Source organism: Serratia marcescens (assembly GCF_029846115.1).
Classification (GTDB): domain Bacteria; phylum Pseudomonadota; class Gammaproteobacteria; order Enterobacterales; family Enterobacteriaceae; genus Serratia; species Serratia marcescens_L.
Map to the genome: position 1 here is coordinate 2674311 of NZ_JARVZZ010000001.1, position 16165 is coordinate 2690475.

Annotated in this window: 13 protein-coding genes; 6 read left to right on the forward strand and 7 right to left on the reverse strand. The window is 62.6% G+C overall.

From position 1 onward, the window contains the following. The first annotated feature begins 18 nt into the window (after nucleotides 1-18). Both QDT79_RS12580 and QDT79_RS12585 read left to right on the forward strand, forming a co-directional pair. Nucleotides 19-1575, forward strand: coding sequence for a PTS transporter subunit EIIC (locus QDT79_RS12580; protein WP_107227705.1), 1557 nt, complete (start codon nucleotides 19-21; stop codon nucleotides 1573-1575). Then, entirely contained in the window at nucleotides 1572-2267 is a 696-nt protein-coding gene (locus QDT79_RS12585) for an N-acetylmannosamine-6-phosphate 2-epimerase (RefSeq protein ID WP_107227706.1), read from the forward strand. The genes QDT79_RS12580 and QDT79_RS12585 overlap by 4 nt, the downstream gene beginning before the upstream one ends. A 30-nt stretch (nucleotides 2268-2297) precedes the next feature. Here the strand turns inward: QDT79_RS12585 and ltaE are convergent, their stop codons facing one another. The 5 genes from ltaE to QDT79_RS12610 form a co-directional block, all read right to left on the reverse strand. Beyond that, a complete protein-coding gene (gene ltaE, locus QDT79_RS12590) occupies nucleotides 2298-3314 on the reverse strand; it encodes a low-specificity L-threonine aldolase (RefSeq protein WP_049202201.1) in 1017 nt (338 codons plus the stop codon). Nucleotides 3315-3389: 75 nt separating this feature from the next. After that, a complete protein-coding gene (gene poxB / locus QDT79_RS12595) occupies nucleotides 3390-5111 on the reverse strand; it encodes a ubiquinone-dependent pyruvate dehydrogenase (protein ID WP_063989401.1) in 1722 nt (573 codons plus the stop codon). Between the two features lie 199 nt (nucleotides 5112-5310). Then, nucleotides 5311-6312, reverse strand: a complete 1002-nt coding sequence (gene hcr / locus QDT79_RS12600; RefSeq protein WP_063989402.1) for an NADH oxidoreductase — start codon at nucleotides 6310-6312, stop codon at nucleotides 5311-5313. 56 nt (nucleotides 6313-6368) lie between these two features. Beyond that, nucleotides 6369-8018, reverse strand: coding sequence for a hydroxylamine reductase (gene hcp / locus QDT79_RS12605; protein WP_308316575.1), 1650 nt, complete (start codon nucleotides 8016-8018; stop codon nucleotides 6369-6371). 181 nt (nucleotides 8019-8199) lie between these two features. Further along, complete coding sequence (locus QDT79_RS12610; RefSeq protein WP_004928363.1) at nucleotides 8200-9096, reverse strand: LysO family transporter; 897 nt, start codon at nucleotides 9094-9096, stop codon at nucleotides 8200-8202. 187 nt (nucleotides 9097-9283) lie between these two features. Here QDT79_RS12610 and QDT79_RS12615 point away from each other — a divergent pair, with 187 nt between their 5' ends. Then, nucleotides 9284-10942 carry an ATP-dependent endonuclease gene (locus QDT79_RS12615; protein ID WP_038880734.1) on the forward strand — a complete coding sequence of 553 codons (1659 nt, stop codon included), beginning with the start codon at nucleotides 9284-9286 and terminating at the stop codon, nucleotides 10940-10942. A 14-nt stretch (nucleotides 10943-10956) separates the two neighbouring features. Here the strand turns inward: QDT79_RS12615 and QDT79_RS12620 are convergent, their stop codons facing one another. After that, entirely contained in the window at nucleotides 10957-11910 is a 954-nt protein-coding gene (locus QDT79_RS12620) for a VirK/YbjX family protein (protein WP_063989405.1), read from the reverse strand. Between the two features lie 194 nt (nucleotides 11911-12104). Here QDT79_RS12620 and macA point away from each other — a divergent pair, with 194 nt between their 5' ends. Beyond that, nucleotides 12105-13220: a macrolide transporter subunit MacA gene (gene macA / locus QDT79_RS12625; RefSeq protein ID WP_130017632.1), complete on the forward strand. Its 1116-nt coding sequence runs from the start codon at nucleotides 12105-12107 to the stop codon at nucleotides 13218-13220. Then, complete coding sequence (gene macB, locus QDT79_RS12630) at nucleotides 13220-15166, forward strand: macrolide ABC transporter ATP-binding protein/permease MacB (RefSeq protein WP_107227710.1); 1947 nt, start codon at nucleotides 13220-13222, stop codon at nucleotides 15164-15166. The genes macA and macB overlap by 1 nt, the downstream gene beginning before the upstream one ends. Nucleotides 15167-15253: 87 nt before the next feature. On the opposite strand, the gene cspD is transcribed toward macB, so the two are convergent. Continuing rightward, a complete protein-coding gene (gene cspD, locus QDT79_RS12635) occupies nucleotides 15254-15475 on the reverse strand; it encodes a cold shock-like protein CspD (RefSeq protein ID WP_004928349.1) in 222 nt (73 codons plus the stop codon). Between the two features lie 355 nt (nucleotides 15476-15830). Between cspD and clpS the strand changes: the two genes are divergently transcribed. Then, complete coding sequence (gene clpS, locus QDT79_RS12640; protein WP_004928347.1) at nucleotides 15831-16151, forward strand: ATP-dependent Clp protease adapter ClpS; 321 nt, start codon at nucleotides 15831-15833, stop codon at nucleotides 16149-16151. Nucleotides 16152-16165 lie beyond the last annotated feature (14 nt).

Below are 16165 nucleotides of genomic sequence, written 5' to 3' on the forward strand. Positions count from 1 at the left end.
GATAGCGGGGAAAAATTTATGTCAACACCAGAATTGTCGCGCTCCGGCGGCTGGTTCGAAAAAGCCCAGCTGTTCGGCAAATCGTTCATGTTGCCGATCGCCGTGCTGCCGGCGGCCGGTCTGCTGTTGGGGATCGGCGGTGCGCTGTCCAATCCCAATACCGTCGAGGCGTATCCCTTCCTCGACGTCGGCTGGCTGCAAGGCATATTTACCGTGATGGCCAGTGCCGGCGCCGTCGTGTTCGCCAACCTGGCGGTCTTATTCGCGGTCGGCGTGGCGGTGGGGCTGGCCAAAAGCGACAAGGGCACGGCGGGGCTGGCCTCGCTGATCGCCTATCTGGTCATGAACGCCACCATCAATGCGCTGTTGAAAATCAACGGCACGTTGGCCACGCAGAACGCCGGCGCGGTGGGGCAGGGAACGATTCTCGGGATCCAGACGCTGGAGACCGGGGTGTTCGGCGGGGTGGTCATCGGTTTGGTGACCTGGTATCTGCACGGCCGCTACAACAAGATAGCGCTGCCGCCGTTCCTGGGTTTTTTCGGCGGCTCGCGCTTTGTACCGATCGTCAGCTCGCTGGCGGCGATGGCGGTCGGCGCCCTGATGACCGTGCTGTGGCCGCATTGCCAACGGTTGATTTTCGGCATGGGCGGCCTGGTGGATGCCAGCGGCTATCTCGGTACCTTTATCTACGGCTTCGTGCTGCGCATGCTCGGACCGTTCGGCCTGCATCACATCTTCTACCTGCCGTTCTGGACTACCGCACTCGGCGGCAGCGAAGTGATCAACGGACAGCTGGTGGAAGGCACACAGCGTATTTTCTTCGCTCAGTTGGCCGACCCGAATACGCAGCAGTTCTACATCGGCACGGCGCGTTTCATGTCCGGCCGCTTTATCACCATGATGTTCGGCCTGATCGGCGCCTGCCTGGCGATGTACCAAAGCGCGCGCCCGGAGAATCGCAAGCGCGTCGGCGGGCTGCTGCTGTCGGCGGCGCTGACCTCTTTCCTGACCGGCATCACCGAGCCTATCGAATTCTCGTTCCTGTTCATCGCGCCGGCGCTGTACGTGGTGCACGCGCTGTTCGACGGCCTGGCGTTCACGATCGCGCACATCCTGCATATCACCATCGGCCAGACGTTCTCCGGCGGTTTTATCGATTTCATGCTGTTCGGCGTGCTGCAGGGCGAAGCGAAAACCCACTGGATGTACGTGCCGCTGGTCGGGGTGCCCTGGTTCTTCCTGTACTACTTCACGTTCCGTTTCCTGATCTTGCGCTTCAATTTCAAAACGCCAGGGCGCGAGGTGGAAACCATGTCGGAAGCGGTGATGACCGGCACCGAACGCTCGCAGCAGGTGCTGGCGGCGCTGGGCGGCAAAGAGAATATCGTCGAACTGGATTGTTGCGCCACGCGGCTGCGCGTGACGGTAAAACAGAGCAGGTTGCTGGACGAAAGCGGGCTGAAGGCCAGCGGCGCGCGGGCGGTGATCGTTCGCGGCAACGGCGTTCAGGTGATCTATGGCCCGCACGTGACCATTATTAAAAACGAAGTCGAGGAGTTGTTGGATTTATGACGCTTTCCATTTTGCAGCAGATTCAGGGACGGCTGGTGGTGTCTTGCCAGGCGCTGGACGACGAGCCGCTGCACAGCGATTTTATCATGGCGCGCATGGCGCTGGCGGCCGAGCAAGGCGGTGCGGCGGCGATCCGCGCCAACGGCGTCGAAGACGTTAAAGCCATCATGCGCACGGTGGCGTTGCCGGTGATCGGCATTATCAAGCGCGATTATGCCGGAAGCGATGTCTATATCACGCCGACCCTGCGTGAAATCGATGAGCTGATGGCCGCGGCGCCGCAGATGATTGCGCTGGACGCGACCGTCCACCCTCGGCCAGGGGAGCTGCAGCTGGCGGCGCTGGTTGCCGCGATCCGCGCCAGGTATCCCCGGCTGCTGCTGATGGCGGACATTGCCACCGTGGAAGAAGCGCAAGAGGCTGCCAGATTGGGGTTCGACTGCGTGGGCACCACGCTGCACGGCTATACCGCCGAAAGCCGGGGCGCCCGACTGGCGGAAGACGATTTCGGCTTTCTGCGTGCGGTGCTGGCGGCGGTGCCGGTGCCGGTCATCGCCGAGGGCAATGTCGAAACGCCGGCGATGGCCGCACGCTGCCTGACGTTGGGGGCGCATGCGGTCGTGGTGGGCGGCGCCATTACGCGCCCGCAGCAGATCACCCGCCGTTTTGTCGAGGCCATCGGCGGGCGGTGACGGGCTCCCCGGCGCGCCGGGGAGGAGGGATCAGGCGTGCTGCTGGAGGAACTCCCGCCACAGCTCGACCACCCGCTGCAGATCCTGACGGCTGACGTCGAGGTGGGTCAGAATGCGCGTCAGCGGACCGCTGCTGATCAGCACGCCGCGTTCGCGCATCCAAGGGCCGAATTTGGCCGCCAGCGCCGGTGATTGGCGCAGGTACAGCACGTTGGTCTGTGCGCCGGGTTCTGCGATCTCTACGCCGATCTGCCGCAGCTGTTGCTCCAGCCAGACTGCGTTGTCATGGTCTTCGCGCAGCCGCGCGACGTTATGCTCCAACGCGTAGAGGCCGGCCGCCGCCAGGATGCCGGCCTGACGCAGCCCGCCGCCGGTCATCTTGCGCCAACGCAGCGCGCGCTGAATGAAGGCCTCGCTGCCGCACAGCAGCGATCCGACCGGCGCGCCCAGTCCTTTCGACAGGCAAATGGTGAAGGTGTCGCAGTATTGCACGATCTCTTTCAGCGGCAGGTTCAACGCCACGGCGGCGTTGAAGATGCGCGCGCCGTCGATATGCAGCGCCAGCTGCCGCTCGCGGGTAAACTGCCACGCCTGCTGCAGGTAGGCCTGCGGCAGAACTCGGCCGCTGATGGTGTTTTCCAGGCTCAGCAGCCGGGTGCGGGCGAAGTGGATATCGTCGGGTTTGATGGCGGCGGCGAGCTTGTCCAGCGGCAGTGTGCCGTCCGCGTCGGCCTCGATCGGCTGCGGCTGGATGCTGCCCAGCACCGCCGCGCCGCCGGCCTCGTATTTATAGTTGTGCGCCTGTTGGCCGACCAGATACTCGTCGCCGCGCTGGCAGTGGCTCAGCAGCGCCACCAGGTTGGCCTGGGTGCCGCTGGGCAAAAACAGCGCCGCTTCTTTGCCCGACAGGCGCACCGCCTCGGCCTCCAGCGCGTTGACTGTCGGGTCATCGCCGTAGACGTCGTCGCCGACCTCTGCCTGAGCCATCGCCTGGCGCATGGCGGCGCTGGGGCGGGTGACGGTGTCGCTGCGTAGATCGATAAGCATAGGGTTCCTGGAATATAAGGGAGAGGAAAAGGGTACATGGCATCATATACCCTTATTTCACCGGGGGCAGCTTGCTTAGCGCAGCCAGTTGGTTTTCGCCAGTTCGACCACTTCGTCACCGCGGCCGTTGATGATGGCGCGCAGCATATACAGACTGAAGCCTTTGGCCTGTTCGAACTTGATCTGTGGCGGCATCGCCAGCTCTTGCTTGGCGGTGACCACGTCCAGCAGCGCCGGGCCGGGGTGCGCCAACATTTCCTGCAGCGCGCCATCCAGATCCGAGGCTTTTTCTACGCGGATGCCCTTGATGCCGGCGGCGTTGGCGATCGCCGCGAAGTCCGGGTTATGCAGATCGGTGCCGTCGGTCAGGTAGCCGCCGGCCTTCATCTCCATCGCCACGAACCCCAGCACGCTGTTGTTGAACACCACGATTTTCACCGGCAGCTTGAGCTGTGCCAGCGACAGAAAATCCCCCATCAGCATGGTGAAGCCGCCGTCGCCGCACATGGCGATCACCTGTTTATCCGGCGCGGTGGCCTGGGCGCCGATCGCCTGCGGCATGGCGTTGGCCATCGAACCGTGGTTGAACGAACCGAGCAGGCGACGCTTGCCGTTCATTTTCACGTAGCGGGCGGCCCACACCGTCGGTGTGCCGACGTCGCAGGTGAAGATGGCGTCGTCGCTGGCGTACTGGCTGAGCTGTTGCGCCAGATACTGCGGGTGGATCGGCTGGTCGTCGTTGGCGGTCGCCAGCCCGTCGAGATCCTTGCGCGCGTTGCGGTAATGCTCCAGCGCCTTGTCGAGGAACGCCCGATCGCGCTTTGGCTCCAGCTGCGGCAGCAAGGCGGCGAGGGTGGTGTGGATATCGCCCACCAGCGCCATGTTGACCGGGCAGTGCGCGCCGATGCTGCCGGGGTTGATGTCGATCTGAATGATGTTGGCGTTGGTGGGGTAGAACGCGCGGTAGGGGAACTGGGTGCCGAGCAGCACCAGCGTGTCGGCGTTCATCATCGCATGGTAGCCGGAGGAGAAGCCGATCAGCCCGGTCATGCCGACGCTGTAAGGGTTATCCCATTCGATATGCTCCTTGCCGCGCAGCGCGTGCACCACCGGCGCCTGCAGCAGCTCGGCCAGCTTGACCACCTCATCGTGCGCGCCGGCGCAGCCGCTGCCGCACATCAGGGTGATGTTTTTCGCCTGATTCAGCGTTTCCGCCAGCTTGTTCAGCTCGCTCATCGGCGGCTGCACCAGCGGCAACGCTGGGGTATGCCACGTCAGGGTCGCGTCTTCCGGCGCCATGCGCAGCGCCACGTCGCCTGGCAAGACCACCACCGAGACGCCGCGATTGAGGATCGCCTTGCGCATGGCGATCTCCAGCACGCGCGGCAGCTGTTCCGGGTTGGAAACCAGCTCGCAATAGTGGCTGCATTCGCGAAACAGCTCCTGCGGATGCGTTTCCTGGAAGTAGCCGCTGCCGATTTCGCTGGAAGGGATGTGCGCGGCGATCGCCAGCACCGGCACATGGTTGCGGTGGCAGTCGAACAGGCCATTGATCAGGTGCAGGTTGCCGGGGCCGCAGGAACCGGCGCACACCGCCAACTGGCCGGTGAGCTGGGCTTCGGCGCCGGCGGCGAAGGCGGCCACCTCTTCATGGCGGGTGCCCAGCCATTCGATGGTGCCCATGCGGTGCAGGCTGTCGCTCAGGCCGTTGAGCGAATCGCCGGTCACGCCCCAAATGCGTTTTACGCCGGCTTGATCCAGCGTTTTGGCGATCAGTGTGGCTACGGTTTGCTTCATGGTTCCCCCAAACATGGTTTGAAAAACGATGTGTACTCGATCCGGTGAGTGGCAGCAGAACAACTGCAAGCATAGCTTACCGGCTGTGGACGAGATGCGGTCAGGAAGGGTAAAGAGCGTAGGACGGAGGAAAGTGTAACCGGGCGGGGATGAGGGAACTTGCCGATAAATGCCCCATCGCGGCGATGGGGCCAGGGGATCACGCCAGCGTGACGTCGCCCTGCAGCTGGCAACTGCAGGCCAGCACGTAGCCTTGCGCCACCTCTTCCGCGCTCAGCGTCATGGTGCTGGTGGTGGTGTAGTCGCCCTCGAGGATACGGGTTTTGCATGAACCGCACACCCCGGCGCGGCAGGCGGCGTTGACCGGCAGGGCATTGGCCTCCATCGCCGCCAGCAGCGTGCTGCCGACCGGCACGCGGAATTCGCGCAGCGGGCGGGCGGCGCGCAGCGTCAGCCCTTCAGTGGCCTCGGCCTGCGCCGCCGGCGTGTGGAACTGCTCTTTATGGAAACGCTCGGCCGGCACGCCGAGCCGGCGGCACAGCTGCTCCACATGGTCCATGTAGGGCGCAGGGCCGCAGGTCATCACCGTGCGTTCGACGATATCCGGCGCCGCCTGCTGCAGCGTCTGTTCATCGATGCGGCCGCTGAGGTAGCCGGGTTGCAGATCCTGCTCGGCCATCAGCGTCAGGCGCAGCTGCGGATGGGCGGTGCACAGCGTGCGCCATTGATCGGCGAAAATCGTGTCGGCGGGGGTGCGTACATTAAAGATCACGGCGATATCGCAGGTCGGACGGTTGGCGGTCAGCCAGCGGCACATCGAGACGATCGGCGTCACGCCGCAGCCGGCGGCCAGCATCAGATAACGATCGGCCGGGTGGCGCTCGCAGCTGAACTCGCCCTGCGCGTCGGACAACCACAGCGTGTTGCCGGGCTTGACCTCTTGCGTCAGCCAGCGCGATCCGACGCCGTCTGGCAGGCAGCGCACGCTGATGCTGAGAAAGCGGCTCTGGCCGGGCGAGGAGGAGAGCGTATAGGCGCGAAGCGTCTCGTCGCTGTTGCGGATGCTGACCAGCGCAAACTGGCCCGCCTGATAAGGGTAGAAAACGTCGCAGATCAGGTTCAGCGTCCAGACGTCGGCGGTTTCACGTCGGATGGAATGCACCTGCATGCGGTTCGGGCAAAGCGGAGTGGGTTGAGTCATCGGGGCACCTCAAAAAGCAAAGGGGCCGGCGCAGGCGGCCCCATAACGTAACGGCATCAGGCGAGCAGCGCGTTGATATCCTGCTCGACGGTGGTGATCGGACGCAGGCCGAATTTCTCGTTGAGGATCGCCATCAGGTTGTCGGTCAGGAAGCCCGGCGCGGTCGGGCCGGTGACGATGTTTTTCACCCCCAGCGACAGCAGCGTCAGTAGAATGACGATCGCCTTCTGTTCAAACCACGACAGCACCAGGCTGAGCGGCAGCTCGTTGACGCTGCAGCCGAGCGTGTCGGCCAGCTTGACCGCCAGCATGATGGCGGAGTAGGCGTCGTTGCACTGGCCGACGTCCAGCAGGCGCGGCAGCCCTTCCAGGGTGCCGAAGTCCAGCTTGTTGAAACGGTACTTGCCGCAGGCCAGCGTCATGATCAGGCAGTCTTGCGGCACGCTGCGGGCGAAGTCGGTGAAGTAGCTGCGCTCGTCGCGGCTGCCGTCGCAGCCGCCGACCAGGAAGACGTGGCGCAGTTTTTTCTGCGACACCAGATCGATCACCGTGTCGGCGGCGTTCAGCAGCGTCTGGCGGCCGAAGCCGACGGTGATCAGATGCTCGATCTCGGTATAAGGGAAGCCGTTCATGCCCTGCGCCTGGCGGATCACGGCGCCGAAGTCGTCGCCTTCCAGATGGTTGACACCCGGCCAGCCGACGATGCTACGGGTCCAGATGCGATCGCCGTAGTGGCCGACGTTAGGATCGATGATGCAGTTGGAGGTCATCACGATCGGGCCGGGGAATTTGGCGAATTCCGTCTGCTGGTTCTGCCAGCCGCTGCCGTAGTTGCCCACCAGATGCTTGAATTTTTTCAGTTCCGGATAGCCGTGCGCCGGCAGCATTTCGCCGTGGGTGTAGACGTTGACGTTTTGCCCTTCGGTTTGTTCGAGCAGCATGCGCAGATCTTTCAGATCGTGGCCGGAGATCAGAATGGCTTTCCCGGCCACCGGGCGCACGTTGACCGCGCTGGGCTGCGGATCGCCGTAGGCCTGGGTTTCGCCGCGATCGAGGATCGCCATCACGTTGAAGTTCATCTTGCCGATGCCCATGGCGTTGTTCAGCAGGATGTCGACGTCGCGCGGCCGGGTGCCGAGCCAGGCCATGAAGGCGTGGTAGTCGGCATAGAGCTGCTCGTCGAACTGGCCGAGCACGTGCGCGTGTTCCATATAGGCCGCCGCGCCTTTCAGGCCGTATAGGCACAGCATGCGCAAACCGTGTACGTCGTCGCCTACCTCGGCCTTGTCGCTGTTGAGGGCAAACTGCGCCGCCTGTTGCAGCAGCGCAGGCATATCGTCACCGGCCAGCTGCAGCGCCGCCATCGGGTGATCGACGCGCACGCCGGCGTCCAGCAGCCGGCAACGGGCAGCCAACGAATCGCGCAGCAGCAGGGTTTCGCGCGCGTAACCGATGATGCGCTGGGAGTCGAAGTTGACGTTGGTCAAGGTGGAGAAGAAGGCGCGCGGGGCGAAGCTGTCGATCTCGTGGTCGACGATGCCCAGCGAACGCGCCTGCAGCGCCCAGGCGGAGAGGCCCTGCAGCGCCGCCACCAGCAGATCCTGCAGATCGGAGGTTTCCGCCGTCTTGCCGCACATGCCCTGAGCATACGAGCAGCCGTTGCCTGCCGGGGTACGGATGGTTTGTTCACATTGCACACAGAACATAGTCGCTTCCTTTTATTTTTAAAGTTGCATTTGTAATGCTTGTTTAAAAGCATAGATCGGCGATCGGGGTTGCAAAAGGCTTTTGTGCGACTACTGCGGGCAAGTTTGATTTAGCGCAATTTTGCCATGCGGATGGGAATTATTACGCTTTGGGGGCCGACTGGCCCCCAGGGGGAAAGGCTCAGGAGAACAGGGCGATCAGCACCGGTGCCAGCAGGCTCAGCAGGAAGCCATGCACGATGGCGGGGGGCACCATGTCCAGCCCGCCGCTGCGCTGCAGCACCGGCAGGGTGAAATCCATCGAGGTGGCGCCGCACAGGCCGAGGGCGGTGGAGCGGCTGCGGCGCACCAGCGTCGGGATCAGCATAATCGCCACCAGCTCGCGCGCCAGATCGTTGAAGAACGCGGCGCTGCCCATTACCGGGCCGTAGGCGTCGGTGATCAGAATGCCCGACAGCGAATACCAGCCGAAGCCGGAGGCCATCGCCAGCCCGGCCTTGACCGGCAGCCCCAGCAATTGCGCCGCCAGCGCGCCGCCGGCCAGCGACGCGACGGTCACCACCAACGCCACCAGCGTGCCGCGGCGGTTGAGCACAATCTGGCGCAGCGTCATGCCGCTGTTGCGCAGCTGAATACCGACCAGCAACAGCAGGAAGATCAGCGCATATTCGCTGCCTTTATGGGCGAACTGCAGCCATTGCCACTGCGTCAGGCCGAGCAGGAAGCCGCCGAGCACCACGCCGCACAGCTTGAGCGACTCCAGCGCCATGTGCACGCGCGAAGGCAGCTTTTCCTGTTTATGGCTGCTGCGCCACGGCATGCGCCGCTCCAGCAGCGCCAGCAACAGCAGATTGGCGCAGAGAATGCAGAAGAAGAACACCGCGCTGTACTGGAAGATCAACACCAGGTTGCTGCTGAGATCTTCCATGAACGCCAGGCTGATACCCATGAAAAACAGGATCACGTACACCATCCAGCTCAGCAGCCGGTTGATCAGCACCAGCAGCGGGCGATGGCGTAAGGGAATGAGGTAACCGACAATCAGCGGTAACAGAATAATCAACAGTCCTGAGTACATGGTGCAGCTTGTGTCCTTGAGTTTTGAAGCGTGCCGAACGGCGGCGAGGAGCACACGCTAACCAAAAGCCCGGCCGGAGTAAAGCGGCAGATTTGACGTTGGCCGCTTGACCTGCAAGGGGTTTTTTGACCATGCTCTGTGAAGGTCTCCTCATTGAAGAGGCGACGGCGCGCACGGGAGGCGGCGGATGTTCTTGGAGCGTATCGAAATTGTAGGTTTTCGCGGCATTAACCGGCTGTCCCTGATGCTGGACGACAACACGCTGTTGCTCGGCGAAAACGCCTGGGGTAAATCCAGCCTGCTGGATGCGCTGACGCTGCTGTTGGCGCCGGAGCAGAAGCTGTATCGGTTTGAAGCGCACGACTTTCATTTCCCCCCCGGTGAAGAGTCGGCCAAAGAGCGCCACCTGCAGGTGGTGTTCACCTTCTGCGAAAAAGATATCGGCCATGCGCACCTGCCGCGCTATCGCCATCTGACGCCACTGTGGGTCAAGGGCGAGGATGGCCTGAGCCGCATTCATTACCGCTGTGAAGGCGAGTTGGCCGACGACGGCACGGTGTGCACCTGGCGCGGTTTTCTCGATGCTGACGGCAACGCCTTTCAACTGCACCATATCGAACAGCTGGCCCACGCCATTATCCGCATTCATCCGGTATTGCGCCTGCGCGACGCGCGCTTTATTCGTCGCCTGCGCCCCAGCAGCCTCGGCGATGAACGTAAACCCGATACCCAGGCGCTGGCGCAGCAGTTGGATCAGCTGACGCGCGAGCTGGTGCGCAATCCGCAGAAGCTGACCAACGGCGAGCTGCGTCAGGGCCTGGCGGCCATGCAGCAGCTGCTGGAGCACTATTTTGCCGAGCAGAGTTCGCAGGTGGCGCGGCCGCGCCGCCGCGGCGGGGAACCGGAGCAGGATGCCTGGCGCGCGCTGGACGGCATCAACCGCATGGTGGCTGAACCGAACAGCCGCAGCATGCGCCTGATCCTGCTGGGGATGTTTTCCACCCTGCTGCAGGCCAAGGGCGACGTCAAGCTGGATCCTCATGCCCGGCCGCTGCTGCTGGTGGAGGACCCGGAAACTCGCCTGCACCCGATCATGCTGTCGGTGGCCTGGGGGCTGCTCAATCAGCTGCCGCTGCAGCGCATCACCACCACTAACTCCAGCGAACTGGTGTCGCTGGTGCCGGTGGAGCACGTCTGCCGGCTGGTGCGCGAGTCGGGGCGGGTCGCGACCTACCGTCTCGGGCCGCGCGGGCTGAGCGCCGAAGATGGGCGGCGCATTGCGTTTCACATCCGTTTTAACCGGCCGTCGTCGCTGTTCGCCCGCTGCTGGCTGCTGGTGGAAGGCGAGACCGAAGTGTGGCTGCTGAACGAGCTGGCGCGCCAGTGCGGCTACCATTTCGAGGCGGAAGGGGTGCGGGTCATCGAATTCGCCCAGTGCGGCCTGAAGCCGCTGCTGCGCTTCGCCCGCCGCATGGGCATCGAGTGGCATGCGCTGGTGGACGGCGACGAGGCGGGCAAAAAGTACGCCAATACCGTGCGCAGCCTGCTGGACAATCATGAAGACAACGAGCGCGATCGGCTGACCGCGCTGCCGGCGCCGGACATGGAGCACTTCATGTTCCGCGAAGGGTTTGGCCCGGTCTATCACCGGATGGCGTCGGTGCCGCTCAACGCGCAGATGCCGGTGCGCAAGGTGATCCTGAAAGCGGTCCACCACTCGTCCAAGCCGGATCTGGCGATCGAGGTCGCGATGCAGGCCGGCGAATGGGGCACGGACTCGGTGCCGCCGCTGCTGAAGAAAATGTTCTCACGGGTGATCTGGCTGGCGCGCGGCCGGGCGGACTGACGGCCCGCCGGGCGTTATCGGGCGCAGAAATGCGCCGCCAATCCCTGTTCCAGTTCGTCCAGCAACTGATAGCGGCGGCGATACTCGGCGCGCTTCTTGCTGGCAATCTCTTCGATCGGCTTGCGAGCGATGCGCTCGGGCAGCAGGAAATAGCCGCTGTCGAGCGGTTTGGCGCCCATCGACAGCCAGAACTGATCGTAATCGGCGTGCAGTTGGTCTTTCTTCTTACTCTGGTAACGCCAGTTTTGATAGATATGGGTGGCGTTGCCGACCGCTACGATCTGGCGGATGCCGAGGTGCCGCGCCAGCGTACAGATGCCTTCCAGCACCAGCCGTTTGGGGAACAGGCCGTGACACTCTTTGGTGGTGTGCTGGATCTCGGCGTGCGGCACCTCATGGTTTGCGCCCTGCAGGCCGCCGATAAACAGCGTCGGCTGCTGCTGATAATGCATCAGCGCAAAGGTGATCTCCGCCAGCATCACGCCGTTGGCGTTGCGCAGCAGCAGCGTGGCTTCCCCTTCCTTATTCAGTTTGTCGATCGCCGCCAGTTCCAGCGCGATCGGCGCTTCGTTTTTGCCCATCGCGCTGGCTAGCAGGAAAGGCTGCGGGCCGAGGTGGCCGAGGCGCATCTTCAGCGGCATGCGCTGCACGATGAGATCGTAATGATCGCGCAGGGCGAACAGGCATTCGATCTTGTTCATGTTGGCTGCCAGGTAGGGGCGATGCAGTTTGCACGGCAGGTTCGGCTGCGCGCTCAGGATCTCCTCCAGCAGCGGGTTGCTGGCCAGGGTGCTGAGCAGGCCGCTGGTGGTGCGCCAGTTGAGCAGCGAACGGCCGAGAAACTTCAGGCGAAACGAGGTTTTTTTCCAGGCGTTGCTTGGCGCCTTTTCGCCATTGATCAGCGCCGTCATCAGTTGCCAGCCGTTAAGCGGCCGGGCGGAGGCGAGTGGGTAGCTGAGCTGTGACATGATGAAATCCTTGACTGTATTGAATGGCGCTATTTCATCAAGGCTTCACTAAACGGGAGTTCAATGCTGAACTGTAACCAGGCGTGTCTCCACATTGTGTTGAGCTAAGGTTTAGTTATTCCCTACGGTGCGTGCTAATTTAGCTCCGCCGCCGCAATGGGCGGTTGATATTCACAAGCACAGGCAGGTCAATTTTGACAGGGTTTAAAGGACATAAACGCCGCTGGATACTCGTTCTGGCGGTCATTGCGGCGATTGCCGCGGCGGCCGTTTGGCACTTTCGCCATCCGGCGCCAACCGATTTCAAAACGGTAAAGGTCACCCAGCGCGATCTGCAGCAGAACGTATTGGCGACCGGCCAGCTGGACGCGGTGCGCAAGGTTGACGTCGGCGCGCAGGTCAGCGGGCAGCTGGAAAAGCTGTATGTCGAGATCGGCGACAAGGTGAAGAAAGGCCAGTTGCTGGGGGTTATCGATCCGCAACAGGCGCAGAACAGCATCCGCGAAGGCGAGGCGACGCTGCGTGAACTGCATGCACAGCTGCTGCAGGCGCAGGCCGAGCAGCAGCTGGCGGCGGTCACGCTGCAGCGCAACCAGGCGCTGGCCAAGCTGCAGGCGGTGTCGCGCCAGGATCTGGATCAGGCTGCGACGCAGCTGGCGGTGAAGAAAGCGCAGGTGGGCACCATCAAGGCGCAGATCGCGCGGAACCAGGCCAGCCTGGATACCGCCAAGATCAACCTGGCCTATACCCGCATCGAGGCGCCGATGGATGGCGACGTGGTGCAGATCACCACGCTGCAGGGCCAGACGGTGATCGCGGCGCAACAGGCGCCGAACATTCTGACGCTGGCGGATCTCGGCACCATGCTGGTGAAGGCGCAGGTGTCGGAGGCCGACGTCATTAACCTCAAGCCGGGTCAGAAGGCCTGGTTCACGGTGCTGGGCGATCCGACCCGGCGCTTCGACGGCGTGCTGAAAGACATTCAGCCGACGCCGGAAAAGGTCAACAACGCCATCTTCTATTATGCGCGTTTCGAAGTGCCCAACCCGGAAAGGTTGTTGCGCTTGCAAATGACGGCGCAGGTGCATATCCAGCTGGCCGGCGTCGAGCAGGCGCTGGTGATCCCGCTGGCGGCGCTGGGCGATCAGATCGCCGACAACCGCTACCACGTCTCGGTGCTGAAGCAGGGCAAGGAAGAGAAGCGCGAGGTGGCTATCGGCCTGCGTAACAATATCGACGTACAGATCCTCAGCGGCCTCGAGGCGGGCGATGAGGTGATCGTCAGCCGCGGCGGCGTGGAGGCCGGCTGATGGCGGCGCTGTTGCAGCTGAGCGGCATTCGCCGCAGCTACCGTTCGGGCGAGCAGACGGTGGAGGTGCTGAAGGGGATCAGCCTGAGCATCGACGCCGGTGAAATGGTGGCGATCATGGGGGCCTCCGGCTCCGGAAAATCGACGCTGATGAACATTCTCGGCTGTCTGGACAAGCCGAGCGCCGGGGTATATCGGGTGGCCGGGCAGGATGTGGCGACGCTGAGCGACGATGCGCTGGCGCAGCTGCGGCGCGAGCATTTCGGCTTTATCTTTCAGCGCTATCATCTGCTGCCGCACCTGAGTGCGGCGCACAACGTCGAAGTGCCGGCGGTGTACGCGGGGCTGGGCAAAGCGGCGCGGCGCGAACGGGCGGTGGCGTTGTTGCGGCGTCTGGGGCTGGGGGAGCGCGTCAATTACCGGCCAAGCCAGCTTTCCGGCGGCCAGCAGCAGCGCGTCAGCATCGCCCGTGCGCTGATGAACGGCGGGCAGGTGATCCTGGCGGATGAACCGACCGGTGCGCTCGACAGCCACTCCGGCGAAGAGGTGATGGCGATCCTCAAACAGCTGTGCGCCCAGGGCCACACGGTGATCCTGGTGACCCACGATCCGGCGGTAGCGCGCCAGGCGGAGCGGATCATCGAGATCCGCGACGGCGAGATCATCGCCGATTCGCGCCCGGCACCGCAGGAGAACGCGCAGGCCAAGCCGCTGGCGCTGGCCACTGCGGCACCTTCCTGGCGGCAGGTGGGCGGCCGTTTCCGCGAGGCGCTGGTGATGGCCTGGCGTGCGATGGCGGCCAACAAGATGCGCACCGCGCTGACCATGCTCGGCATCATTATCGGCATCGCCTCGGTGGTGTCGATCCTGGTGATCGGCGACGCCGCCAAGCAGATGGTGCTGGCGGACATTAAATCCATCGGCACCAACACCGTCGATATCTATCCCGGCAAGGACTTCGGCGATGACGATCCGACCTACCGACAATCGTTGAAATACGGCGATCTCGATGCGCTGCGCGAACAGCCTTACATCAGCGCGCTGTCGCCGAGCATCAGCAGCAGCATGCGGCTGCGCTTGGGCAACGTCGACGCGGCGGCCAACGTCAACGGCGTCAGCGAGCAGTTCTTCCGCGTGTACGGCATGAGCTTTACCCAGGGCGTCGGCATCGATCCGCTGCAGGTGCAGTCGCAGGCGCAGACGGTGGTGATCGACGCCAATACCCAGCGGCGGCTGTTCCCGCACCAGAAGAACGTGGTGGGCGAGGTGATCCTGGTAGGCAACATGCCGGCGACGGTGGTCGGCGTGGCCAAGGAGAAGCAGTCGATGTTCGGCAGCAGCAAGACGCTGAACGTGTGGGTGCCTTACAGCACCATGGCCAACCGGCTGATGGGCAACAATTATTTTGACTCGATTACCGTGCGCATCCGCGACGGCTACGACAGCAAGGAAGCGGAACAGCAGCTGTCGCGCCTGTTGACGCTGCGTCACGGCAAGAAGGACTTCTTCACCTATAACATGGACAGCCTGGTGCAAACCGCCGAGAAAACCACCCGCACGCTGCAGCTGTTCCTGACGCTGGTGGCGGTGATTTCGCTGGTGGTCGGCGGCATCGGCGTGATGAACATCATGCTGGTGTCGGTGACCGAACGTACGCGTGAGATTGGCATCCGCATGGCGGTGGGTGCCCGTTCCGGCGACGTGTTGCAGCAGTTTCTGATCGAGGCGGTATTGGTCTGCCTGGTGGGGGGCGCGCTGGGGATTACGTTGTCGTTCGCCATCGGCCTGGCGGTGCAGCTGGTATTGCCGGGCTGGCAGATCAGCTTCCCGCCGGCGGCGTTGCTGAGCGCGTTCCTCTGTTCCACCGGCATCGGCGTGGTGTTCGGCTACCTGCCGGCGCGCAATGCCGCGCGGCTGAATCCGATCGATGCGCTGGCGCGCGAGTAAGCAAAAGGCATAAAAAATGCCAGTCACACGGCGGCTGGCATTTTTATCGCAGTCACGGTCAATGCAGCGCGACGCTGCCGGAAGCGTTTAGGACAGCGCCTCGCTTTCCACCGGCACAATAAGACTGGCATGGTTCCCTTTTGGCCCTTGATGCACGTCGAAGCTGACCTGCTGGCCCGCCTTCAACGTTCTGTAACCATCCATCTTGATGGTGGAATAATGCGCGAAAATATCTTCGCCACCGCCGGCTGGGCAGATGAAGCCAAAGCCTTTGGCGTTGTTAAACCATTTAACAGTACCCGTCTCCATGCTTTTACATCCCTCGCAACGCTATTTTAAGTGAGATGAATAACTGAATTCGCACCCGCCGTGGGCGGGTAGCAGGGTGGACAAGGGGTGGTTAAAAGACCACCAGCCACGAATTTACACTCTAGAGCAAATGATCGGGGCGTCAAGGGATCGGCTTTTGTCGGCGGGGAGCAGTTCACCAAAGTTTGAAGCAGGTAACGCTATTGCCACGATTCAGTCACAATTGGCCCGTTTTTTTGCGCACGTTACAGTGCGGCGGGACGAGGCCGAAGATGATAAAATAGTAACTATCCCCACTTTGAATAACCGAAACCTGCCCCCATATCAGAGGGCAGAGCAGAGAAGATGAGCAGCGATGGGCAATAACAACGACTGGCTAAACTTTGAACACTTGGCCGAAGAAAAACAAATCGATGCGGTAAAACCGCCGTCTATGTATAAAGTTATACTTAACAACGACGATTACACACCGATGGAATTTGTGATTGACGTTCTGCAAAAGTTCTTTTCTTATGATATTGAACGCGCAACGCAACTGATGCTCACGGTCCACTATCAAGGCAAGGCGATCTGTGGTGTTTTTACCGCCGAGGTGGCGGAAACCAAAGTCGTCCATGTGAACCGGTACGCAAGGGAGAACGAGCATCCGTTGCTTTGTACGCTGGAAAAAGCCTGAATAAGGCAATCTAT

Excerpts from the sequence above, each read along its gene's own strand:
- QDT79_RS12620 (WP_063989405.1), bottom strand. The coding sequence starts at position 11,910 with ATGTCACAGCTCAGCTACCCACTCGCCTCCGCCCGGCCGCTTAACGGC.
- poxB (WP_063989401.1), bottom strand. The coding sequence starts at position 5,111 with ATGAAGCAAACCGTAGCCACACTGATCGCCAAAACGCTGGATCAAGCC.
- ltaE (WP_049202201.1), bottom strand. The coding sequence starts at position 3,314 with ATGCTTATCGATCTACGCAGCGACACCGTCACCCGCCCCAGCGCCGCC.
- clpS (WP_004928347.1), top strand. The coding sequence starts at position 15,831 with ATGGGCAATAACAACGACTGGCTAAACTTTGAACACTTGGCCGAAGAA.
- hcr (WP_063989402.1), bottom strand. The coding sequence starts at position 6,312 with ATGACTCAACCCACTCCGCTTTGCCCGAACCGCATGCAGGTGCATTCC.
- QDT79_RS12615 (WP_038880734.1), top strand. The coding sequence starts at position 9,284 with ATGTTCTTGGAGCGTATCGAAATTGTAGGTTTTCGCGGCATTAACCGG.
- macB (WP_107227710.1), top strand. The coding sequence starts at position 13,220 with ATGGCGGCGCTGTTGCAGCTGAGCGGCATTCGCCGCAGCTACCGTTCG.
- QDT79_RS12580 (WP_107227705.1), top strand. The coding sequence starts at position 19 with ATGTCAACACCAGAATTGTCGCGCTCCGGCGGCTGGTTCGAAAAAGCC.
- hcp (WP_308316575.1), bottom strand. The coding sequence starts at position 8,018 with ATGTTCTGTGTGCAATGTGAACAAACCATCCGTACCCCGGCAGGCAAC.
- cspD (WP_004928349.1), bottom strand. The coding sequence starts at position 15,475 with ATGGAGACGGGTACTGTTAAATGGTTTAACAACGCCAAAGGCTTTGGC.
- QDT79_RS12610 (WP_004928363.1), bottom strand. The coding sequence starts at position 9,096 with ATGTACTCAGGACTGTTGATTATTCTGTTACCGCTGATTGTCGGTTAC.
- QDT79_RS12585 (WP_107227706.1), top strand. The coding sequence starts at position 1,572 with ATGACGCTTTCCATTTTGCAGCAGATTCAGGGACGGCTGGTGGTGTCT.